At 69.9% G+C, this 20815-nt stretch carries 19 protein-coding genes; 15 read left to right on the top strand and 4 right to left on the bottom strand.

The window, feature by feature from the left end:
- Positions 1-125: 125 nt before the first annotated feature.
- The 9 genes from ABZ920_RS03420 (at position 126) to ABZ920_RS03380 (ending at position 8722) form a co-directional block, all read left to right on the top strand.
- Positions 126-1325 (top strand): acetyl-CoA C-acyltransferase, encoded by a 1200-nt coding sequence (locus ABZ920_RS03420; RefSeq protein ID WP_361498283.1) that lies wholly within the window; start codon positions 126-128, stop codon positions 1323-1325.
- Positions 1326-1327: 2 nt separating this feature from the next.
- Complete coding sequence (locus ABZ920_RS03415; protein WP_361498281.1) at positions 1328-1975, top strand: HAD family phosphatase; 648 nt, start codon at positions 1328-1330, stop codon at positions 1973-1975.
- Between the two features lie 289 nt (positions 1976-2264).
- Positions 2265-2957: a TetR/AcrR family transcriptional regulator gene (locus tag ABZ920_RS03410; RefSeq protein WP_361498279.1), complete on the top strand. Its 693-nt coding sequence runs from the start codon at positions 2265-2267 to the stop codon at positions 2955-2957.
- A gap of 142 nt (positions 2958-3099) precedes the next feature.
- Positions 3100-3918 carry an SDR family oxidoreductase gene (locus ABZ920_RS03405; protein ID WP_361498277.1) on the top strand — a complete coding sequence of 273 codons (819 nt, stop codon included), beginning with the start codon at positions 3100-3102 and terminating at the stop codon, positions 3916-3918.
- Positions 3915-4727, top strand: coding sequence for an enoyl-CoA hydratase-related protein (locus ABZ920_RS03400; RefSeq protein WP_361498275.1), 813 nt, complete (start codon positions 3915-3917; stop codon positions 4725-4727). Before ABZ920_RS03405 ends, ABZ920_RS03400 begins: the two co-directional genes overlap by 4 nt.
- A complete protein-coding gene (locus ABZ920_RS03395; protein WP_361498273.1) occupies positions 4714-5937 on the top strand; it encodes an acyl-CoA dehydrogenase family protein in 1224 nt (407 codons plus the stop codon). Before ABZ920_RS03400 ends, ABZ920_RS03395 begins: the two co-directional genes overlap by 14 nt.
- Before the next feature lies 1 nt (position 5938).
- Positions 5939-6721 (top strand): SDR family oxidoreductase, encoded by a 783-nt coding sequence (locus ABZ920_RS03390; protein WP_361498271.1) that lies wholly within the window; start codon positions 5939-5941, stop codon positions 6719-6721.
- Complete coding sequence (locus ABZ920_RS03385) at positions 6714-7748, top strand: phosphotransferase family protein (protein WP_361498269.1); 1035 nt, start codon at positions 6714-6716, stop codon at positions 7746-7748. The genes ABZ920_RS03390 and ABZ920_RS03385 overlap by 8 nt, the downstream gene beginning before the upstream one ends.
- Before the next feature lie 89 nt (positions 7749-7837).
- Positions 7838-8722: an acyl-CoA thioesterase II gene (locus tag ABZ920_RS03380; RefSeq protein ID WP_361498267.1), complete on the top strand. Its 885-nt coding sequence runs from the start codon at positions 7838-7840 to the stop codon at positions 8720-8722.
- Between the two features lie 162 nt (positions 8723-8884).
- Here the strand turns inward: ABZ920_RS03380 and ABZ920_RS03375 are convergent, their stop codons facing one another.
- Both ABZ920_RS03375 and ABZ920_RS03370 read right to left on the bottom strand, forming a co-directional pair.
- Positions 8885-9505 carry a TetR/AcrR family transcriptional regulator gene (locus tag ABZ920_RS03375; RefSeq protein ID WP_361498265.1) on the bottom strand — a complete coding sequence of 207 codons (621 nt, stop codon included), beginning with the start codon at positions 9503-9505 and terminating at the stop codon, positions 8885-8887.
- A complete protein-coding gene (locus ABZ920_RS03370; protein ID WP_361498263.1) occupies positions 9502-10797 on the bottom strand; it encodes a helix-turn-helix domain-containing protein in 1296 nt (431 codons plus the stop codon). The genes ABZ920_RS03375 and ABZ920_RS03370 overlap by 4 nt, the downstream gene beginning before the upstream one ends.
- A gap of 188 nt (positions 10798-10985) precedes the next feature.
- Here ABZ920_RS03370 and ABZ920_RS03365 point away from each other — a divergent pair, with 188 nt between their 5' ends.
- The 6 genes from ABZ920_RS03365 to ABZ920_RS03340 all read left to right on the top strand — a co-directional run bounded on the left by ABZ920_RS03365 (position 10986) and on the right by ABZ920_RS03340 (position 18453).
- Positions 10986-11744 carry an ABC transporter ATP-binding protein gene (locus ABZ920_RS03365; protein ID WP_361498261.1) on the top strand — a complete coding sequence of 253 codons (759 nt, stop codon included), beginning with the start codon at positions 10986-10988 and terminating at the stop codon, positions 11742-11744.
- Positions 11741-12559, top strand: coding sequence for an ABC transporter ATP-binding protein (locus tag ABZ920_RS03360; RefSeq protein WP_361498259.1), 819 nt, complete (start codon positions 11741-11743; stop codon positions 12557-12559). The genes ABZ920_RS03365 and ABZ920_RS03360 overlap by 4 nt, the downstream gene beginning before the upstream one ends.
- Positions 12556-13437, top strand: coding sequence for a branched-chain amino acid ABC transporter permease (locus ABZ920_RS03355; protein ID WP_361498257.1), 882 nt, complete (start codon positions 12556-12558; stop codon positions 13435-13437). Before ABZ920_RS03360 ends, ABZ920_RS03355 begins: the two co-directional genes overlap by 4 nt.
- Positions 13434-14552: a branched-chain amino acid ABC transporter permease gene (locus ABZ920_RS03350; RefSeq protein ID WP_361498255.1), complete on the top strand. Its 1119-nt coding sequence runs from the start codon at positions 13434-13436 to the stop codon at positions 14550-14552. The genes ABZ920_RS03355 and ABZ920_RS03350 overlap by 4 nt, the downstream gene beginning before the upstream one ends.
- 5 nt (positions 14553-14557) lie before the next feature.
- Entirely contained in the window at positions 14558-15835 is a 1278-nt protein-coding gene (locus ABZ920_RS03345) for an ABC transporter substrate-binding protein (protein ID WP_361498253.1), read from the top strand.
- 197 nt (positions 15836-16032) lie between these two features.
- Entirely contained in the window at positions 16033-18453 is a 2421-nt protein-coding gene (locus tag ABZ920_RS03340) for a SpoIIE family protein phosphatase (RefSeq protein ID WP_361498251.1), read from the top strand.
- A 58-nt stretch (positions 18454-18511) separates the two neighbouring features.
- Here ABZ920_RS03340 and ABZ920_RS03335 read toward each other — a convergent pair whose 3' ends face one another.
- A complete protein-coding gene (locus tag ABZ920_RS03335) occupies positions 18512-20128 on the bottom strand; it encodes a cation acetate symporter (protein ID WP_361498249.1) in 1617 nt (538 codons plus the stop codon).
- Positions 20125-20607 (bottom strand): DUF485 domain-containing protein, encoded by a 483-nt coding sequence (locus tag ABZ920_RS03330; RefSeq protein WP_361498247.1) that lies wholly within the window; start codon positions 20605-20607, stop codon positions 20125-20127. The genes ABZ920_RS03335 and ABZ920_RS03330 overlap by 4 nt, the downstream gene beginning before the upstream one ends.
- Between the last annotated feature and the right edge of the window lie 208 nt (positions 20608-20815).

The following is a 20815-nucleotide window of genomic DNA, read 5'->3' as shown; positions in this document are numbered from 1 at the left end:
GCCATACCGGCACGGCAGTCGGCGTACGGCACCGTCTATCGGCAACCGAGCCCGGCTCACGGAGGTCGGAGTTTCGACCCCGGAGTCCCCGGACGAACCGGACCGACAGGAAACAGCGAGGCGACATGAGGGAAGCAGTCATCGTTTCGACGGCACGGACGCCGATCGGAAAGGCCTACCGCGGCGCGTTCAACGACACCCAGGCGCAGGAACTCGCCGCCCACGCCCTTTCGCACGCGGTGCGGCGCGCCGGTCTCGAGGGAGGCGAGGTCGAGGACGTCATCTTCGGCTGCGCCGTACAGCAAGGGTCCTCCGGTTTCAACGTGGCGCGTCAGGCCGCTCTGCGGGCCGGACTTCCGGACACCGTGTCGGGGATGTCGATCGACCGGCAGTGCTCGTCGGGTCTGATGGCCATGGCGACGGCCGCCAAGCAGATCGTCACGGACGGCATGCAGGTCGCCGTCGGCGGCGGTGTCGAGTCGATCTCCCTGGTCCAGAACGACCACATGAACACCCACCGCATGACGGATCCCTGGCTGGTCGAGCACAAGCCGGCCATCTACCTGCCGATGCTGCAGACGGCGGAGATCGTCGCCGAGCGCTACGGCGTGAGCCGGGAGCGCCAGGACGAGTTCGCGCTGCTGTCACAGCAGCGCACCGCGGCGGCGCAGGACGCCGGCCGGTTCGACCAGGAGATCGTCGCGCTCAGCAGCGTCAAGAAGGTCCTCGACCAGCAATCCGGGGAAGTACGGGACGAGGAGGTCACCCTGGCCCGGGACGAGGGCAACCGCGCGTCGACCACCCTGGCCGGCCTGGCCGGCCTGGCGCCGGTGCTGCCCGACGGTCAGGTGAGCGCGCACTCCAGCGTGACGGCGGGCAACTCCTCGCAGCTGTCGGACGGGGCGTCGGCCTCGGTGCTGATGGAGGCGAAGGAGGCCGAGCGCCGCGGCCTGGAACCGCTGGGCGTCTACCGGGGTATGACCGTCGCCGGGTGCGCGCCGGACGAGATGGGCATCGGCCCGGTCTTCGCCATCCCGAAGCTGCTGAAGCAGCACAACCTCACCATCGACGACATCGGCCTGTGGGAACTCAACGAGGCCTTCGCCTCCCAGGCGCTGTACTGCCGCGACGAACTGCGCATCGACCCGGAGCGGTTCAACGTCAACGGCGGCGCGATCTCGGTCGGCCACCCGTACGGCATGACCGGCGCCCGACTGGTGGGGCATGCCCTCATCGAGGGCAAGCGCCGCGGCGTTCGGTATGTGGTGATCTCCATGTGCGTCGGCGGCGGAATGGGCGCAGCCGGACTGTTCGAGGTCGCCTGAGCATGGACACGTTGTCGAACGCGGTGGAAAAGACCCGAAACGCGGTCCTGGTGGACTTCGGCGGTGTCATCACCTCCAGTGTGCTGCGGGCCTTCACCGAATTCGGCGCCTCGCTCGGCGGCGACCCGCGCCTTCCGCTGGACCTCCTGAGCCGGGACCAGCCCTCACGCACCCTGCTGGCCGACCACGAGTGCGGCCGTGTCGACGCCGCAGCCTTCGAGCGGGGATTCGCCGAACGCCTCCGTGCCCATGGCGCGGAGGTGTCGGCCGAGGGGCTCACGGCCCGGATGCAAGCGGGAATGTCGATCGACCGGGACATGCTCGCGCTGCTCGGTGAGGTGCGAGCCGCCGGTCATCCTGTTGCGCTGGTGTCCAATTCGTTCGGCACCGGGACCTACGACGGCGTCGACCTCGCGGCTGTCGCCGATGTGGTCGTCATTTCGTCCGAGGTCGGCATCCGCAAGCCTTCCCGGCGGATCTACGCGATCGCGTGTGAACGCCTCGGCATCGACCCCGAGGAGGCGGTCATGATCGACGATCTGCAGCAGAACCTCGACGGAGCGGCACGGCTCGGAATCGGAGGCGTACTGCACACCAGCGCCGCCGACACCCGCCGCCAACTCGCCGAACGCTTCGGGATCACTGCCTGACCGATGCCCATCGACTGGCCGGCTGGACGCACTGAGGTCGGTCATCCGGCCACACCGCCCGAGGACTTGATGTCGAAGCCGGGCAGAGTCACCTCGTCGGCGAGGGTGCCACCCGCACCATCACCTGCTCACATCCCGGAAGGCACCGCTCCATGACCAGCGTTTTCGATCCTGTGTGCCACGTTGCCGCCCGCCGCCCCTGAACCCCCGGCAAACCAGGACATCAGCCTGCTCCGTCTGCCCTGTGGGATTTATGACTATGGCGTCGGATTCAAGTAAAGTCGCGAGGATGGACACCACTGCGCCCGAGGAGACCGACAGCGAGCAGGCGCCACCCGTGGCGCCCTTCTCGCAGCTTCGCGAGCCGCCCACGACCCAGCGCGGAGCGCGGACCCGGGCCGCTCTGGTGAAGGCCGCGCGCAAGGTGTTCGAACGGGACGGTTACCTCGACACCCGCCTGACCGACATCACCAAAGAGGCCCGGTGCGCGGCGGGATCCTTCTACACCTACTTCGCCAACAAGGAAGAGGTGCTTGCCGCCGTCCTCCTGGAGGCGCAGGAGGACATGATGCACCCCGGCATGGGCCGGGTGCAGGGCACCGACGATCCCTATGCGGTACTCGAGGCGAGCAACCGCGCCTATCTCGCGGCGTACAAGCGGAACGCGAAGCTGATGGCACTGCTCGAGCAGGTCGCCCAAGTGGAGCCGGAGTTCCGTGAGTTCCGAAGGCGGCGCGGGGACGCGTTCATCCGCCGCAACGCCCGCGGTGTCGCCGACCTGCAGGCGCGGGGTGTCGCAGACCGTGAGGTCGATCCGATGATGGCGTCCCGTGCGCTGTCCGGCATGGTCAGTGTCATGGCTTACAACGCCTTCGTGCGCAGTGAAGAGCAAGAGGAAGACACGCCGGTGGACTTCGAGGAACTCGTGTCCACGGTCACCCGCCTGTGGGCGAACGCCCTGCGGTTCCCCGGCCACCGCTGATCCGCCCGCCTCGCAGCCGCTCATACCCCTGGGGTTGGGCGGCTTTCTTCATTGGTTCCGCGCGGACAGCTATTGAACTTGACGTCGGATTCAATTATACAGGTCGGACGCATCGCACGCCCCGTCGACGGAGAGGGTTGCCGTGAACCTTGCAGAAAGAGTCGCCATCGTCACCGGTGGGGGCGGCGGCATCGGCAGCGCGCTGGTCGCACGGCTCGCTCGCGAGGGCGCCCGGGTCGTCGTCGCGGACCTCGACGCGGAGGCCGCGCGGGCGGTGTCGGAGACAGTCAACGCCGGCCATCGGGGCACCACCGTCAGCGCCGGCGCGGACGTGTCGGACACCGCGCAGATCCAGCAGTTGATCGACCTGGCGGAGAGCGCCTTCGGCCCGGTCGACTTCTACTTCGCGAACGCGGGCATCGGCGGCGCGCTCGGTCTGGACGTGAGCGAGCAGGACTGGGATCGCTCGATCGACGTCAACCTGCGAGCCCACATCCGTGCGGCAGGGCTGCTGGTACCCCGGTGGCTCGAGCGCGGTGAGGGCTACTTCGTCAGCACGGCCTCGGCGGCCGGACTGCTCACCCAGATCGGCTCCGCCACGTACGCCGTCACCAAGCACGCGGCCGTCGCCTTCGCCGAGTGGCTGAGTGTCACCTACGGCGACCGCGGGGTTCGGGTCAGCTGTCTGTGCCCGATGGGCGTGAACACCAGGATGCTGACCGCCGGGGAGGACTCCGGGGACGCGCTGGGAAGAGCCGCGACGCGGGCCGTCACCTCCGCTGGTGACGTCCTGGAGCCGGCCGAAGTCGCCGACGCCGTCCTGGCCGCCATCGAGGACGAGCGCTTCCTCGTCCTGCCGCACGAAGACGTTCTCGAGATGTACCGGCAGAAGGGCTCGGACTACGACCGCTGGGTGCGCGGGATGCGCCGCTACCAGAGCTCCCTGCTGGCGCAGGCATGACCGGCGCGCCGGGCGAGCTCGTCCTCGCCGAACGCCGAGGGCAGGTGCTGCTGGTCACGTTCAACCGGCCCGCCAAGCTGAACGCCTGGACCGACGAACTCGAGGACCGCTATGTCGCGCTGCTCGACGCCGCCGAGGACGATCCGGACGTACGTGCCGTCGTGGTCACCGGCGCGGGACGCGGATTCTGCGCCGGAGCCGACCTGCAACGGCTGCGGGCGGTCGGCGAGGTCTCCGAGGCGGGCCGGGCCCGGCGCCGTCCCCGGGACCTTCCGCGGACCCTGCGCAAGCCGCTGATCGGAGCGGTCAACGGAGTGGCCGCCGGCCTCGGCATGGTGGAGGCGCTCTACTGCGACCTTCGCTTCGGCTCGTCCGCGGCCCGGTTCACCACGGCGTTCGCGCACCGCGGGCTGATCGCCGAGTACGGGATCTCCTGGCTGTTGCCCCGGCTGGTCGGGCACAGCCGAGCAGCGGATCTGCTGCTGTCGAGTCGCATGGTGGATGCCGAGGAGGCCTTCCGTATCGGACTCCTCGACCACCTGGTCCCCACCGGCAGCGTGGTCGATGCCGCTGTCGCGTACGCCGCCGATCTGGCGGAGCGCTGCTCTCCGGCATCCATGGCCACCATCAAGAGCCAGCTGAGCAACGACGCGGACGGCACCTACGCCGAATCCGTGACCCGGGCGGAGGGCCTGATGCTCCAGGCCTTCGGCGGGTCCGACGTCGTCGAAGGCGTGGCCAGTCACCTGGACAAGCGCTTGCCCGACTTTCCCTCCCTACCCGTAAGGAGTTCGGATGTCCCTGTTTGAGATGTCGGACCGTGCCAAGAAGTACCGGGCGGATCTGCTCGCGTTCATGGATGAGCACATCTACCCCGCCGAGGCGGTGTACGACGAGCAGATGCGCGCGTCGGGCGACCCGCACTTCCACCCGCCGATCCTCGAGGAGCTCAAGGCGGAGGCGCGCAGGCGCGGACTGTGGAACCTGTTCCACCCGCACCCGGAGTGGGGCCCCGGCCTGACGAACCTCGAGTACGCGCCGCTGGCGGAGATCATGGGCCGCAGTCACATCGCCTCCGAGGCGTGCAACTGCAACGCGCCCGACACCGGCAACATGGAGGTGCTCACCCTCTTCGGCACCGACGAGCACAAGGAGAAGTACCTCAAGCCGCTGCTCGACGGGACGATGGCCTCGGCCTTCGCGATGACCGAGCCGCGTGTCGCCAGCTCCGATGCCACCAACATCGAGCTCCGGATGGAGCGCGACGGCGACGAGTACGTGCTCAACGGCCGCAAGTGGTTCGCCTCGAACGCGATGCACAAGAACTGCAAGGTGCTCATCGTGATGGGCAAGACCGACCCCACGGCGGCCCCGCATCGCCAGCAGTCGATGATGGTCGTACCCGTGGACGCCCCCGGCGTCACCGTGGTCCGCAACCTCCCGGTGTTCGGGTACGCGGACCGCGAGGGCCATGCGGAGATCATCTTCGAGAACGTCCGGGTGCCGGCCAAGGACCTCCTCAAGGGCGAGGGCGAGGGTTTCGCCATCAGCCAGGCCCGGCTCGGGCCCGGCCGCATACACCACTGCATGCGGGCCATCGGCGCGGCCGAGCGGGCACTGGAACTGATGTGCCAGCGCGCACAGTCACGGGTGACCTTCGGCAGCCCGGTCGCCGAACGGTCGAACATCCAGGACTGGATCGCGGAAGCGCGGATCGACATCGAGATGATCCGCCTGCTCACGCTCAAGGCCGCGTATCTGATGGACACGGTCGGGAACAAGGAAGCGCGCACCGAGATCGCCGCCATCAAGGTGGCCGCCCCGAACATCGCGTTGAAGATCATCGACCGCGCGATCCAGGTGCACGGGGGAGCCGGAGTGACCGACGACTTCCCCTTGGCGATGATGTACGCCCATCTGCGGACGCTGCGGCTGGCGGACGGTCCCGACGAGGTTCACAAGCGGGCCATCGCCAAGCAGGAACTGCGGCAGTACCGCGACGCGGCGGCGGTGAACTGAGATGGCAGGACTCGACCTCACCGGTCGTACAGCCGTCGTCACCGGGGCCTCGCGCGGTATCGGGCTGGCGATAGCCCGATCCATCGCCGAGGCCGGCGGAAACGTCGTCCTCACCTCCCGGACGCAAGAGGCGGCGGAGGCCGCCGCGGCCCAGGTCAAGGGCACAGCGGTCGGCGTGGGAGCGCATGCGGTCGACGAAGCGGCGGCCCAGCGCTGTGTGGATCTGACGCTCGAGCGCTTCGGCAGTCTGGACATCCTCGTCAACAACGCGGGGACCAACCCGGCCTTCGGGCCGGTCATCGACCAGGACCACGGCCGGTTCGCGAAGACCTTCGACGTGAACCTGTGGGCGCCCGTCCTGTGGACGGGTCTGGCCACGCGGGCCTGGATGGGGGAGCACGGCGGGGCGGTCGTCAACACCGCGTCGGTGGGCGGCATGACCTCCGAGGCGAACATCGGGCTTTACAACGCCTCGAAGGCCGCGCTGATCCATCTCACCAGGCAACTGGCCCTGGAACTCTCGCCGAAGGTCCGCGTCAACGCCGTGGCACCGGGGGTGGTGCGCACAAAGCTGGCCGAGGCTCTGTGGAAGGAGCACGAGGAGGAGGTGTCCGCCTCGGTGGCGCTGGGCCGCATCGGGGAGCCTGCCGACATCGCGTCCGCGGTCGCCTTCCTCGTCTCGGACGCCGCGAGTTGGATCACCGGCGAGACGATGGTGATCGACGGCGGCCAACTGCTCGGTGAGGCGTCCCCGTTCAGGCAAGGAGCCGGAATCGGTGTCTAGCGCGGACATCGTCGGAATCGACGCCGGGGCGGTGGGCCGCTGGTTCGCCTCCCTCGGCGTCGACTGCGCCGGACCCTTGGCCTTCGAGCGGATCGGGCTGGGCCAGTCGAACCTGACGTATCTCGTAAAGGATCAGGACGGCCACAGATGGGTGCTGAGGCGCCCACCGCTGGGTCACCTGCTGGCGTCGGCGCACGACGTGGCCCGCGAGGCGCGGATTCTGACCGCCCTGGAGAGCACCGTCGTCCCGACTCCGCGGGTGCTCGGGCTGACCGACGATCCCGCCGTGACCGACGTCCCGCTGCTGCTCATGGAGTTCGTGGACGGCCAGGTCGTCGACACGATGACCATCGCGCGGTCGTTGACGCCCGAGCGTCGCCGGGCGATCGGGATGTCGTTGCCGCGGACTCTGGCGAAGATCCACGCGGTGGATCTCCAGGTGACCGGGCTGACCGGTCTCGCCAGCCACAAGCCGTATGCGCAGCGTCAGCTCAAGCGGTGGTCGGCCCAGTGGGAGAGGTCCAGGACCCGCGAGCTGCCCGCCCTGGAGGACCTCACCCGGCGCCTCGTCGCGGCCGTCCCCGAGCAGCGCGGACTGACCCTCGTGCACGGCGACTTCCATCTGCGCAACGTCATCACCTCCTACGACACCGGGGAGGTGACCGCGGTGCTCGACTGGGAACTGTCGACGCTGGGGGATCCGCTCGCGGACCTGGGCAGCATGCTGGCCTACTGGCCGGCCAAGGGCGAGAACACCTCGGGCGACTTCGCCGCGACCGCTCTCGACGGCTTCCCGAGCCGTGAGGAACTCGTGGCGGCCTACTCGGCGGCGTCGGGACGCGACCTGACGGCGCTGGGCTACTGGCATGCGTTGGGACTGTGGAAGGTCGCGATCATCGGGGAGGGCGTCCTGCGCCGCGCGATGGACGAACCGCGGAACAAGGCCGCCTCCGGGACCCCGACCGCGGAGCGCATCGACGCACTGGTGGCGAAGGCCCACGAAGTCGCGGACACGGCAGGTGTATGAACCGATCGCCTGCACACGGGACTTTGCAAGATCCTGCGCCGCGAACTGCGCGGGAAGACGTCCGCGTGACGAGTGAGAGGAGCCGAAGCATGGCCGGCCTGCCAGAGGTCCTGGCCCTCGACGAGACCGGGCCGGACCGGTTCCGGTCAGGCCCGATCCCCAGCGAGTGGGCGCGGACGTTCGGGGGCCAGATCGCCGCCCAGTCGCTGATGGCAGCGGCGCGCACCCTCGACCGGTCGTACTCGGCCCACTCGCTGCACGGGTACTTCCTGCGGCCCGGCCGCCCGCACGAGCCGACCGGCCATCTGGTCGAGCGGCTCCGCGACGGCGGCAGCTTCTGCACCCGCCGGGTGACCGCGGTCCAGGAGGGGGAGGCGATCTTCACGGTGACGGCGTCGTTCCATCGCGGGGACGAAGGATTCTCCCACCAGGTGGACATGCCGGCGGTGCCGGCGCCGGACGACATCCCGGAGTCCGACCGCATCAACGGCTGGGGCATGCCACGGCCCGCGGAGTGGAGCCACTGGGAGATGCGATGGGTGCCGGGGGGCGAGAGGGGCCACGTCCCGGGGGTGCCGGCCTGCCAGCGGGTGTGGATCCGGTACGGACACCCGCTGCCGGACGACGGTGCCGTCCACGCCTGCGCACTGACCTATCTCAGCGACATGGCGCTGCTGGGCTCCGCGCGGCTGCCGCATCCCCCAACCGCCGTACAGGGTGCGTCGTTGGACCATTCGCTGTGGTTCCTGCGTCCCTTCCGCGCGGACGAGTGGCTGCTGTACGACCAGGTCTCCCCTTCGGCCGAGTACGGCCGGGCGCTCACCCGCGGAAGGCTGTTCGATACGGGCGGGCGTCTGGTGGCCGCCGTCGCGCAGGAGGGACTCATGCGCTTCGACCGGCCGCGCCCGACGGAGGGCGGTGACCGGGAAACCTCCCTGTCACCCCCCGCTTCAGCTGTCCCCGACCCGCGTTGACCACCGATTCGTCAAGCAAGTGGTGTCACCCATGTCCACCCGATCCAGCGTCATCGGACGCACAGCGATCCTCCGCCTCGACAACCGCCGGTCAACGGGCTCGGCCACGCGACACGGCAGGGCATCGTGCAAGGTCTGCACCGTGCCCTTGACTCACGCGGTTCAGCAGGGAGGTGCCGACAGATGGATCAGGATGCCGCACACCTCGTCGACGATCTCCTGGGCCTCCGTCTCGTCGCCGCAGTCGCCCAGCTCGCGTGCCGCCCCGCCGATCACGGTGGTGAGCACTCTCACCCGCACCCGGCCGGCGCGTCGCTTCTCGTCCACCTCCAGCAGCCGGGCGTTGCGCCGTACCCACGCGCGGTCCCACTGGCGGCGCAGCGCGTCGAAGCCCGTGGGGCCGTCATCCTCCACGAGGAGTCTGCCGAACCGCCGGTTGTCCCAGGCGCCCTCCAGGTACGCCCTGGCTCCCGCCACGAAAAGGGCGATGGGGTCGTCCACGCCACGGCCCCGCTCGGCGGTCAGCGTGGCCGCGGTCCGACGCTCCTGTGCCTCCCGGAATTCCTCCCAGAGAGCGAGGTAGAGCCCTCGCTTTCCGCCGTAGTGCTGGAAGAGGCTGCCCACCGGGATGCCGGAGCGCGCCGCGATCTCGGCGAGACCGGCGTCGGCGTAACCGCGCTCGGTGAACACCTCCAGCGCGGCGTCCAGAAGCGCACTTCGGACCGTTCGGTTCTGCCCGGTGGATACCTCCTCGATCCCCGCGGACTCCACGATGCCGCTCACTGGTGATCCCCACCTTCCCCGGCCCCGTCGCGGATGGCGAGGGCGACCAGCAGTTCCAGGAGGTCGGCGATCCGGCGCGGATTGCGCCCAGTGCGTTCCTCGATCCGGCGCAACCGGTAGTGCGCCGTGTTGTGGTGTATCCGCAGCCGGTCGGCGGCCAGCCGCAGGTTGAGGTCGGCCTCCGCGAAGGCCCGTACGGTGGCCGCCAGCGTGTCGCCACGTCTGCGGTCGTCCTCCAGCAGCGCACGCACGCGGGGATCGACCAGCTGGCGGGCGAGGTCGTCGGCGCGCAGGGCCAGGTAGTCGAAGGGGGACAGGCGCGGCAGTGCCGCCACCCCGCCCCCGCTCGGTACGAGGTCGAGGGCGGCGCGTGCCTCCTCGTAGGCGCGTGGCAGTTCGCCGGCGCCCTCGGCGACCGTGCTGATGCCCATGGAGAGCATGGTTCCCTCGCGCGCGAGCCGCCGCTGCACCGCCTCGAAGTGGCTGCAGATGTCCTCCGCGTCCATGCCGGTGCGGACCACCGGCACGGCCACCACCTGGCCGTGGCGCACGACCACCAGGGTCCGGCCGGCCCAGGGCCCGGCGATGCCGATGGACGCGCTGGTCGCGTAGCCGTGCTCGGCCGAGGTGAGGTCGCCGGTGCGGGTGTCGTCGACGCACACCGCCACGACCGCCATCATCGGCGAGTGCGGCCCTATGCCGTACGCCTGCGCCGCGGCGAGCAGCGGACCGCGCGCCGGTGCCGCGCCGGCCAGGAGCTGGTCCAGCAGGTCCCGGCGCTCCCGGTCCGCGTCGGCGACCACGTGCTGCTGGTACTCGACATAGGCCTGCGCGGCGTGCGTGCTGGCGAAGTCGACGTACCGCATCAGCGGTGTGACGAGGGACAGCGCGGCCTGCTGTGCCTCGGCGGACGTGCCCGCGCAGTCCAGCAGCACGTCCCACAACACCTGCCGGCCGACCCGGAAGGCACTGATCCAGTCCTCGAGGGCGAACCCCGCGCGTGCTCTGCGCATGGCCGCCGCGCGGCTGAAGACCAGGTCTTCGGGGGCGATGTCCCGGCCGCCGGCCAGTGCCGCCAGCTGCATCCGGTAGTGCGTGAGGACCTGGTCCCGTACGTCGTCGAAGAACCGCTCGTCCTGCAGCGCGTACGACGGGATCTCCGTGCGCATGACCGCGACAGCGGTCCTCGCCACGTCCTCGAGCCGGTCCTGGACGGCGTGCAGGATCCGGTGCCGCTCCCGGCTGAGCGGGTCGGAGAGTGCGGGGGCGCCCAGGGCGGGTCCGCGAGACATGGCGCCGATCGTCGCTGCCCTCCTCGTGTCCCGTCAACAGGCCCGGCGGACGACGTACCGGGGGAGCTGGGCGCGGCGCACAAGTCGGCGGCCACGAACTTGGGTGCTCGCACCCAATGTGTGCTCGGAAGGCCCTCACCTACTGTGACGCTCGCCCACCCCCCAGCACCTCGGAAGGGGCGTCACTCATGCTCGCGGTCGACGGTATCAGCGTGCGCTTCGGCGGGATCACGGCACTGGACGGTGTCGCGTTCACCGTCGAGCCGGGCACCGCCGTGGGGCTCATCGGACCGAACGGAGCCGGCAAGACCACCTTGTTCAACTGCCTCACCAGGCGCTGCACTCCTGATGCGGGGACGGTGCGGTTCGAGGACGAGGACCTGCTCGCCCTCCCGCCGCACTCCGTGGCCGGGCGCGGCATCGCCCGCACCTTCCAGAACCTGGGTCTGTTCCCGCTGCTCACGGTCCGGGAGAACGTCATGGTCGGCGCCCACGGCCGGGGGCGCACGGGACACCTCGCCGCGGCGCTCCGGCTGCCCCGCGTCCGGCGGGAGGAGAGGGAACTACGTGACCAGGCGGACGACTTGCTACGGCGTCTCGGCCTGGCGGAGGTCGCCGACCACCCCGCCTCCGGGCTGCCGTTCGGCACGCTCAAACGCGTCGAACTCGCCCGGGCGCTCGCGGTACGGCCCCGGCTGCTGTTGCTCGACGAACCCGTCAACGGGCTCAGCCACGGCGAGGTGGACCAGTTCGCGGATCTGGTCCGCTCGGTGCGCGAGGACTTCGACCTGACGCTCCTGGTGGTCGAGCACCACATGGGGTTCGTGATGGGCCTGTGCGACAAGGTGGTCTGCCTCGACTTCGGGCGCAAGATCGCCGAGGGCTCACCGGAGGAGATCCAGCGCGACCCGGCGGTCATCGAGGCGTACCTGGGGGTGGCGGCATGACGGAACCCACCACCGACAGCACCGAAGCCGGACAGGTGAACGCGGAGCCGGACTTCCTGAAGGTCGCCGGGCTGCATGCCGGATACGGTCAGGCCCGCGTGCTCCAGGGGCTCGACTTCTCCGTCGCACGCGGCGAGGTGTGCGCGATCCTCGGGCCCAACGGCGCGGGCAAGACAACGACACTGCGGGCCCTGTGCGGCATGGTCCGCGGACGCGGCTCGGTGACGTTGAAGGGCACGGAGCTGCTGGGCCGCTCGCCCGAGCAGACCGCCCGTCTCGGCGTGGCGCACGTGCCCGAGGGCCGGGGCACCTTCAACGACCTGACCGTCGAGGAGAACCTGCGCATCGGCGCCCACGTGCGCACCGGGCGGTGGCGGCGGGGCAGCGCCGAACGCGTGGCCGTGGCGGCCGACCTGGAACGGATCTACGACTACTTCCCCAAGCTGCGCCAGCGGTCCCGCCAGTCCGCCGGCAGCCTCAGCGGCGGCGAACAGCAGATGCTCGCCATCGGCAGGGCGCTGATGCTGCGGCCCGCCCTGCTGCTCCTGGACGAGCCGTCGCTGGGGCTCGCGCCGCTGGTCACGCGCGAGCTGTTCGAGATCGTCCGTGCCGTCAACGAGGAGGAACGCACCACCGTGGTCGTCGTCGAACAGAACGCCCAGCTCGCGCTGGATGTCGCGCACCGGGCGCACGTCCTGGAGGCCGGCCGCCTGGTGCTGTCCGGGCCGTCCCGGGAGATCCGCGAGGACGGGCAGGTCGCCGAGGTCTACCTCGGTGTCTCCGTCCGCTCCGCAAAGGACGGGGGAGCGCCGTGACCGAACTGCTCCAGCAAGTGGTGGAAGGGGTCGGCTCCGGCGCTGTCTATGCCAGCCTGGCGCTGGCCCTGGTGCTGATCCACCGGTTCACCGGCATCGTGAACTTCGCCCAGGGCGAGCTCGCCATGATCTCCACGTACGTGGCGTGGCAGCTCGTGGCGTCCGGGATGTCCTTCTGGCTCGCGCTGCCGGTCACCCTGGCGGTGTCGTTCGCCGGCGGCATGCTGGTCGAGCGGATCGTCATCCGTCCCGTGCAGAAAGCGCCCGAGCTGACGACGGTCATCGTCACCGTGGGCCTGTTCATCTTCGTCAACGCGATGGCCGGTCTCATCTGGTCGTTCACCGTGAAGGACTTCCCGCAGCCGTTCCCCGACGGCGGGATCGACCTGGCCGGGGTAAGCGTGGACTGGTCGACACTCGGGATCATCGCGGTGGTGGCCATCGTGATGGGGCTGCTGTACCTGCTGTTCCAGCACACCTCCAGCGGCCTGGTGATGCGGGCGGTCGCCTGCAACCCCGCCTCCGCCCGGCTGTCGGGCATCAGGGTGGGCCGGGTGCTGATGCTCGGCTGGGGGCTGGCCGCGACAGTCGGCGCCGTGTCGGGCGTGCTCGTCGCCCCGCTGCTCTTCCTCGAGCCCAACATGATGGGCGGGGTGCTGATCTACGCGTTCGCCGCGGCCACCCTCGGAGGCTTCGACAGCCCGGTCGGCGCGGTCGTCGGCGGCCTGTGCGTGGGCGTCGCCGAGACGCTGGCCGGGGCGTACGTGGACGTCGTCGGCGCCGATCTGAAGGTGGGCGTACCCCTGGTGATCATCCTGGCGGTGCTGTTGGTGCGGCCCCAGGGCCTGTTCGGACGGGCGGCGGTGGAACGCGCATGAGCACGAGCGTCGCAACACTCGGCACCGACCGCGCCCGGCGTCTGCGGGCCGCGCTCACCGCGCTGCTCGTGGCGGCCGTCGCCGTCAGCGCACCGTTCTACTTCGCCCCCTTCCAGGTCTTCCAGCTGACCATGGTGCTGCTGTACGCGGTGGCGCTGGCCGGACTGAACCTGCTGGTCGGATTCGGCGGGCAGATCTCGCTCGGGCACGGCGCGTTCTTCGCGGCAGGGGCCTACACGGCGGCGGTCATGCTCGACCGGTACGACACCGGTCACCTGGCCACGCTGCCGGTCGCGGCCGCCGGATGCTTCCTGCTGGGCCTCGGTTTCGGCGTGCCCGCCCTGCGACTGCGCGGACTGTACCTGGCCCTCGTCACCCTCGCGTTCGCGGTGTTCCTGCCGCCGCTGCTCAAACGGCTCGAACCGGTGACGGGCGGCTCCATGGGCCTGACCGTGGACAAGCTGCGACCGCCCGCGTGGAGCGGGATGGCCGAGGACCAGTGGACGTACTTCGTCGTCCTCGCGGTCACCGCGGTGTCCCTGCTGCTCGCACGCAACCTGCTGCGGTCCCGGGTCGGCCGGGCACTGCTCGCCGTGCGGGACAACGAGAGCGCCGCGGAGGTCATGGGTGTACGGCTGTCGCTGCACAAGACCCTCGCCTTCGCATGGAGCGCGCTGTTCGCGGGTGTCTCCGGGTGCGTCTACACCTGGGTGATCGGCTTCGTCTCACCCGACTCGTTCAGCTTCGTCCTGTCCATCACCCTGCTGGCCGGCCTGGTGGTCGGAGGGCTCGCCTCGTTGTACGGACCGCTGCTGGGAGCGGCCTTCGTGATGTACGTGCCGAGCGTCGCCCAGGACATCAGCGAGGCGGCGCCCGGTGTGGTGTTCGGCCTGCTGATCATCGCGGTGATGTTCGTGGCGCCGACGGGACTGGCCGGTCTGGCGGGCCGTGTCCGGGGCACCGCCGCCCGTCGACTCATCCGCACCACCACCCCCGCCGCCGCCGACGACGACCGGACGTCCGGCTCTGCACCCTCCGCGCCCCCCACCTCGGCGGATTCCGCCCCTGTCGATGCCGAACCCGTGGGCGCACCGCCCCGCCCGGAAAAGGAATGAATCACATGCGCAAGAAGACCACTCTGCGGGCGGCCGCGGCCGCTTCCGCCGCCCTGCTCCTCACCACCGCCTGCAACAGCCAGCGCGGGCAGGACGACAAGGACGCGGCCGCCGACGGCGCGTGCCAGGGCCAGCAGACCACCGGCATCACCGACAAGACCATCAAGCTGGGCGGCATCTACCCGCTCTCGGGACCGGCCTCCGCGTACGGCACGATCAGCAAGGGCGTGAGCGCCTACTTCAAGCACGTCAACGACGAGGGCGGCATCGACGGCCGCACGGTCGAGTTCGTCGTCCGCGACGACGGCTACCAGCCTCCCAAGGCGGTCGAGGAGGCCCGCAGACTCGTCGAGCAGGAGAAGGTCTTCGCCGTCTTCCAGACCCTGGGCACGCCCTCCACGGCCGCCGTGTGGGACTACCTGGACAAGAGGAAGGTGCCGCAGCCTTTCGTCGCCACCGGCGCCTCCGTGTGGGGTACGGACGACAACCACCCGTGGACCACCGGCTGGCAGCCCAACTACGTCGCCGAGGCACGCGTGTACGCCAAATACCTCAAGGAGGAGAAGCCGAAGGCCAAGGTCGCCGTCCTCTACCAGAACGACGACTTCGGCAAGGATCTGCTCGGCGGGTTCGAGGCGGCCGTGGGCGGCAGCGGCATCAAGGTGGTCGCCGAGGAGAGCTACGAGGTCACCGACCCCTCGGTCTCGGCGCAGATGACGAGCCTCGCCCGGTCCAAGGCGGATGTGCTGCTCAACATCACCACCCCGAAGTTCGGCAGCCAGGCCCTCGCCGCCGATGCCAAGAACACCAAGTGGAACCCACTGCACATCGTGAACAACGTGTCCTCGTCCGCCACCGTGCTGAAGCCCGTCGGGTTCAGGAACGTCCAGGGCGTGGTCTCGGCGACCTACTTCAAGGACCCCGCCGACCCGAAGTGGGCGGACGACGCGGAGATGAAGACGTACCGGGAAGCGCTGAGCAAGTACATTCCCGGCTCCGACCCGGCCAACCAGTTCAACGCCTACGGCTGGGCCGCCGCCTCCAGCCTGCACAAGGCCCTGGACGCCATGAAGTGCCCGACCAGGGAGGGGCTGCGGGACGCGGTGCGCAACCTCAAGGACGTCAAGGTGGACATGCTGCTCCCCGGTGTCACCCTCTCCACCGGGCCCGATGACGCCTTCCCGATCGAGACGATGCAGCTGATGCGGTTCAAGGGCGAGCGGTGGCAGCTGTTCGGCGAGCCGGTGGACACCCGCAAGGAGTTCGGCCCGCCGGCGAAGTGAGCCTGTGGGGCCGGTCCCCAGGGGTCGGTGCCCCAGACCCCTGGGGACCGGCCCCGCTCAGTCCGTCGTCACCCTCCTGCCCGCCGTGTCGCGCGCCGGACAGGGCCGCGGCCTCTGCCGGGTTTCAATAGGCTTACCGGGTCAGCAGGAGACATCGGCGACCGAGTACGCGGTGGTGTCCAGCGGTGGAGAAGCCGATGACGGAGCTCAGCGAAAGCCACGACGATCCGTTCGCCGCGCACCTCGCTGCCTTGGTGGTGCTCGACGACCGGGGAGTGGTGGTCGGATGGAACCGGCGGGCTCAGGAGCTGCTCGGCCATTCGGACACAGCCGTGATCGGTCGTCCGGCGTTGGAGGTGCTGGTCGATCCTCCTGATCTGCCGGCTGTCACCGAGGCCGCGGCGAAGTGCAGGAGAGCCGGTGGCTGGTTCGGCGTGGTCACCCTGCGCCACCGCGACGGGCAGCTCGTGGAGCTGGGGCTCAGGGCCCATGAGCTGTCACGCGGTGACCGGGGACGAGAGTGGTTTCTCGCGGGGGCACCCGCGGGTGACGTACTCGAATGGCAGAGGGACCGGGCGGTCCTCGACGGGTTGTACCGCCAGTGCCCGATCGGCTTGGTCGTCCACGGCCCCGACCAGAGGATCCTCCGGGTCAACCGGGCCATCGAACGGTTCAGCGGCGTCCCGGCAGCGGACTTCCGGGGGCTGTCCACCGGCCGGATGCTCCTCGCCGACGACGCGCGCAAGGCTGTGGACCGTGTGCGCCAGGTGATGCAGACCGGAAGACCCCTGGTCTACTCCGAGCAGTTCGTCCGCCTGGAGCAGGATCCGACACGAGAGCGGGTCGCGTTGGTCTCGTCCTTCCGGATGGAGGATCCCTCCGGCCGTGTCCTGGGTGTGGCCGAGATGATCGAGGACATCACCGAACGCCATCGGGCCCAGCGTCGGCTCGCGCTCCTCGACCAGGTGGGCAGCCGTATCGGAACCACGCTCGACGTGGCCGAGACCGCCCGGGAACTGGCCGAAGTGATGGTGCCCCACCTCGCCGACCATGCGTCGGTGGACCTGCTTCAGGCGGTGACGCGCGGTGAGGAACCGACGCGCGCCGCGGCAGGGCCTGTGGTCCGACTGGGGACCTGCAGCGTTGGTGCACAGCAACCCGGCCCGCCCCACCCCGAGGGCCACCCCGTGGAGTTCGGGCCGGATACACCACAGGCCGGATGTCTGGCCGAGGGACGGCCCGTGCTGGAGCCGGTTCTGCCGCCCGACCGGGTTTCGGCGGCAGGCCGTCAGGGGGCCGAGGCTCCGGACCTGGGCGCCCACTCCCTGATTGTGGTACCTCTTGCCGCGCGCGGCCTGGTGCTCGGTGTGATGACCCTGTGGCGCTCGCGCCGCCCCGATGCCTTCGAGACGGACGATCTCACCCTCGCTCAGGAACTCGCCTCGCGCGCCGCCGTCGCCATCGACAACGCCCGGCGCTTCACCCAGCAGCAGCAGACCGCGTTCACCCTGCAGAGCAGCCTTCTGCCCCGGACGGTTCCGGACCAGTCGGCCGTCGAGGTGGCCCTGCGGTACCTGCCGGCCAGCGCAGGCCCGGGCCTGGGCGGCGACTGGTTCGACGTCATTCCCCTGTCCGGGGCCCGGGTCGCCCTCGTCGTCGGCGACGTGGTGGGACGCGGCATTCATGCTGCCGCCACCATGGGCCGGCTCCGCACCGCCGTCCATACGCTCGCCAGCCTCGACCTGGAACCGGACGAGGTCCTCTCCCGCCTCGACGACCTGGTCGACCTGCTGGCGGCCGAACACGAAGCAGTCGGCGAGCGGCCCGTGGGTGAGCAGGTCGTCGGCGCCACGTGCCTGTACGCCGTCTACGACCCGGTCTCCGGACGCTGCTCCGTGGCCCGTGCCGGTCATCCGCCGCCGGTGGTGACCGCTCCGGATGGACAGGTGGCGCTCCTCGACCTGCCGGCCGGCCCACCGCTCGGCCTGGGCGGTCTGCCGTTCGAGACCCGGGACATCGAACTGGCCGAGGGAAGCCTGCTGTCTCTGTACACCAACGGGATCATCGGCGAGCGCCACGTCGATGCCGATGCCGGCCTGACGAAGCTGTGCGCAGCGCTCGCCCGCCCTGCGGGCGCGCTGGAACGCACCTGCCAAGCGGTGATCGACGCGCTTGTGCCCTCGCGCCCCCGCGACGACGTCGTACTGCTGATCGCCCGCACCCGCATGCTGCCACGGGCCGACGTCGCCTCCTGGCGTCTGCCGCCAGAGCCTGCCAGCGCCGGCCGGGCCAGGGCGTTGACCTCGGCCAAGCTGACCGAGTGGGGTCTGGAGCACTTGGCGTTCACCACGGAGCTGATCGCCAGCGAACTGGTCACCAACGTCTATCGCTACGCCGGCGGCCCTGCGACCCTGCGGCTGATCCGTGAGCAGTGTCTGGTGTGCGAGGTCAGCGACACCAGCCACACCTCACCGCACCTGCGCCACGCCCGTGCGACCGACGAGGGCGGGCGCGGCCTGTTCCTGGTGGCCCAGATGACCGAACGCTGGGGTACCCGCTACACCCGCGAGGGCAAGACCGTGTGGACCGAACAACCGCTGACCGGCACGCCCGTCTGACCGTCTCGGGCCGCGGCGCGGGAGGCCGCCTGAAGTCGGCCCGCCCGCGCCGCGGTGGTCATTCGGCTGCGGCGAGAAGCCGTGCCTCGCTCTCCTCGTAGAGGCGCCGCTGCTCACGGCTGTCGGCGGCACGGCGACGGTGGTCCAGACGGCTGCCCAGCCAGCCCGCGAGGTAGCCGAACGGGATGGAGACCAGCCCGGTGGACTGCATGGGGAACAGGTCGAAGTCGGCATGCGGGAAGACGGCGGACGGCGTGCCCGAAACGGCCTTGGAGAAGACCATGAGCAGCAACGCGCAAGTCCCGCCCCCGTAGAGGGCGGCGAGCAGGCCGGTGCGCGTGAACCCGCGCCAGAACAGGGAGTAGGTGAGCGCGGGTGCCACCGCTGATGCCCCTATGCACATGGCCAGAGTGGTCAGCACGCCGACGTCCCAGTTCTGCACCATGGTGGCGAGCCCGATGGCGATGATCCCGACGGCCACGCTCGTCCACGCCGCCACCGTCATCTCGGTACGGGGCTCGGCCTGTCCCCGCCGCACCGCGTGGGCGAACAGGTCGTGGGCGAGTGACGAAGCCGCGGCCAGGGTCATCCCCGCGACCGACGACAGCAGGGTGATGAACACCATGCCCGCCACGGCCGAGTACAGGATCGCCGCGCCCGCGGAGCCGGGGGCGCCGCCGAGCACCTGGGACAGCATGAGCACCGACGTCCTGCCGTGCGGGTCTGCCGCGGTGATGTGCTGCGATCCCACCAGGGCCGCCGCGCCCGTACCCATGATGATCACGAGCAGGCAGAACGTGGTGACTGTGCCGACCGCCCATGACATGGAGCGACGCACGGCCGGTACGTCCTGCGCGGAGTACAGGCGCATCGTGATGTGCGGCAGGCAGGCCGCGCCGAGGATGACGGTGATCTGGAAACTGACGAAGTCCAGCCGGCCACCGGTGGACGTGCCGAGCTGCAGGCCCTGCTGAAGGTAGGCGGGGCCCGCGCCGCTGCCGTGCTGGGCTGCCCTGAGGATGTCGCCGGGGCTCCAGTCGAAGCGGTTGAGGACGAGAGCGGTGACGACGATGCTGGTGCCGAGCAGGAGCACGATCTTGATCATCTGCATGAGCGCGGTGCCCCGCATACCGCCGATCGCCGCGTAGATGATCATCAGAGCGCCGACGACGACGATGCACGCCGTCCTGGCGCCCGCAGCGTACGGAATGTCCAGGATGAAGGTGAGCAGCGACCCGGCTCCGGAGAGCTGGACGACCAGGAAGGGCAGGGTCGCCGAGAGTGTCACCACGCAGGCGGCGATCCGCACGGCCCGTCCGGACATGTTGCGGGCCAGGACGTCGCCCATGGTGAACCTGCCGGCGTTGCGCAGGGGTTCGGCCAGCAGGAACATCAGCAGCACCAGGGACAGGGCGGTGCTGACCGCAAGGACGTAGCCGTCGTATCCGGTGAGCGCGATGATGCCGGTGGTGCTCAGCACCGTGGCGGCGGAGATGTAGTCGCCCGCGATCGCCAGGCCGTTCTTGAGCGGGGTGAGCGACAGGTAGCCGGTGTAGAAGTTCGCCAGGTCGTCGCGGTCCGGTCCCGCCATGACGCACATCAGCAGCGTGACGGTGACCAGCGTGGTGAACAGAACCAGGATGATGGCCTGCGTCCCGGAGCTGAAGTCGTTCATCTCGCCATCCCCGCGTTCCGGCCGGTCGGGACCGCCCGCTCCCGGACGGCGCGGGCCAACGGATCCACGGAGCGTTGTGCGCTGCGCCCGTACCAGAAGACCGCCGCGAAGGTGACGACGAGTTGGAGGATGCCCAAGGCCATGCCCAGGCTCAGCTCTCCGGTGACCTTGGATCCCATCAGACCGGGGGCGTAGCAGGACAGCACCACATACACCACGAAGGAGCCGAGCGCGGTGAGCGTGGAGATCCGGCGGAGCAGGCGGTAGGCCGAGCGGAGGGCGGTGAGGTCGGCGCCGTCTCCGTGGGTCTCCTGCGCGTAGGGGGCGTCCCAGGGGGCTTGCCGACCGTACGAGTCGTATCGCGCGGCGTCGTGCCCGTACGACTCCGGCCACGGGTTCTGTCCGTACGTCTCGTGTCGAGGGGGGATCCTGTAGGACTGTGCTGAGGGCGGGTACCGGTTCTCGTCGGCGTATGTCATCGCCTGGCCTTCCACTGCGGCTCGGATCCGTGCGGTAAACGGGAGAGAGTGCTTCAGGCGGCGCACCATACCGACTGGTTGGAATGCCTGTAAGTCCGCCGTAGGTCACGTTTCGATGTTGATGTGGTCCCCTGGACGCGGAAGCATGGGATACCTCACAGTCAGTTATGTTGTGCACAATTTAATTGCTGGCTAGCGTCTGAGGTCA

Origin of the sequence: Streptomyces sp. NPDC046831, from assembly GCF_040645305.1 — a bacterium.
In the GTDB taxonomy this organism is placed as follows: domain Bacteria; phylum Actinomycetota; class Actinomycetes; order Streptomycetales; family Streptomycetaceae; genus Streptomyces.
Note: the sequence above shows the minus strand (reverse complement) of the source record. Positions and strands in the feature narration are given on the sequence as shown.

What these genes read in the sequence shown, in the direction of transcription:
- ABZ920_RS03415 (WP_361498281.1), top strand. Translation starts at nt 1,328, where the DNA reads ATGGACACGTTGTCGAACGCGGTGGAAAAGACCCGAAACGCGGTCCTG.
- ABZ920_RS03330 (WP_361498247.1), bottom strand. Translation starts at nt 20,607, where the DNA reads ATGACATACGCCGACGAGAACCGGTACCCGCCCTCAGCACAGTCCTAC.
- ABZ920_RS03340 (WP_361498251.1), top strand. Translation starts at nt 16,033, where the DNA reads ATGACGGAGCTCAGCGAAAGCCACGACGATCCGTTCGCCGCGCACCTC.
- ABZ920_RS03380 (WP_361498267.1), top strand. Translation starts at nt 7,838, where the DNA reads ATGGCCGGCCTGCCAGAGGTCCTGGCCCTCGACGAGACCGGGCCGGAC.
- ABZ920_RS03360 (WP_361498259.1), top strand. Translation starts at nt 11,741, where the DNA reads ATGACGGAACCCACCACCGACAGCACCGAAGCCGGACAGGTGAACGCG.
- ABZ920_RS03395 (WP_361498273.1), top strand. Translation starts at nt 4,714, where the DNA reads ATGTCCCTGTTTGAGATGTCGGACCGTGCCAAGAAGTACCGGGCGGAT.
- ABZ920_RS03335 (WP_361498249.1), bottom strand. Translation starts at nt 20,128, where the DNA reads ATGAACGACTTCAGCTCCGGGACGCAGGCCATCATCCTGGTTCTGTTC.
- ABZ920_RS03390 (WP_361498271.1), top strand. Translation starts at nt 5,939, where the DNA reads ATGGCAGGACTCGACCTCACCGGTCGTACAGCCGTCGTCACCGGGGCC.
- ABZ920_RS03365 (WP_361498261.1), top strand. Translation starts at nt 10,986, where the DNA reads ATGCTCGCGGTCGACGGTATCAGCGTGCGCTTCGGCGGGATCACGGCA.
- ABZ920_RS03345 (WP_361498253.1), top strand. Translation starts at nt 14,558, where the DNA reads ATGCGCAAGAAGACCACTCTGCGGGCGGCCGCGGCCGCTTCCGCCGCC.
- ABZ920_RS03420 (WP_361498283.1), top strand. Translation starts at nt 126, where the DNA reads ATGAGGGAAGCAGTCATCGTTTCGACGGCACGGACGCCGATCGGAAAG.
- ABZ920_RS03410 (WP_361498279.1), top strand. Translation starts at nt 2,265, where the DNA reads ATGGACACCACTGCGCCCGAGGAGACCGACAGCGAGCAGGCGCCACCC.
- ABZ920_RS03350 (WP_361498255.1), top strand. Translation starts at nt 13,434, where the DNA reads ATGAGCACGAGCGTCGCAACACTCGGCACCGACCGCGCCCGGCGTCTG.
- ABZ920_RS03370 (WP_361498263.1), bottom strand. Translation starts at nt 10,797, where the DNA reads ATGTCTCGCGGACCCGCCCTGGGCGCCCCCGCACTCTCCGACCCGCTC.
- ABZ920_RS03400 (WP_361498275.1), top strand. Translation starts at nt 3,915, where the DNA reads ATGACCGGCGCGCCGGGCGAGCTCGTCCTCGCCGAACGCCGAGGGCAG.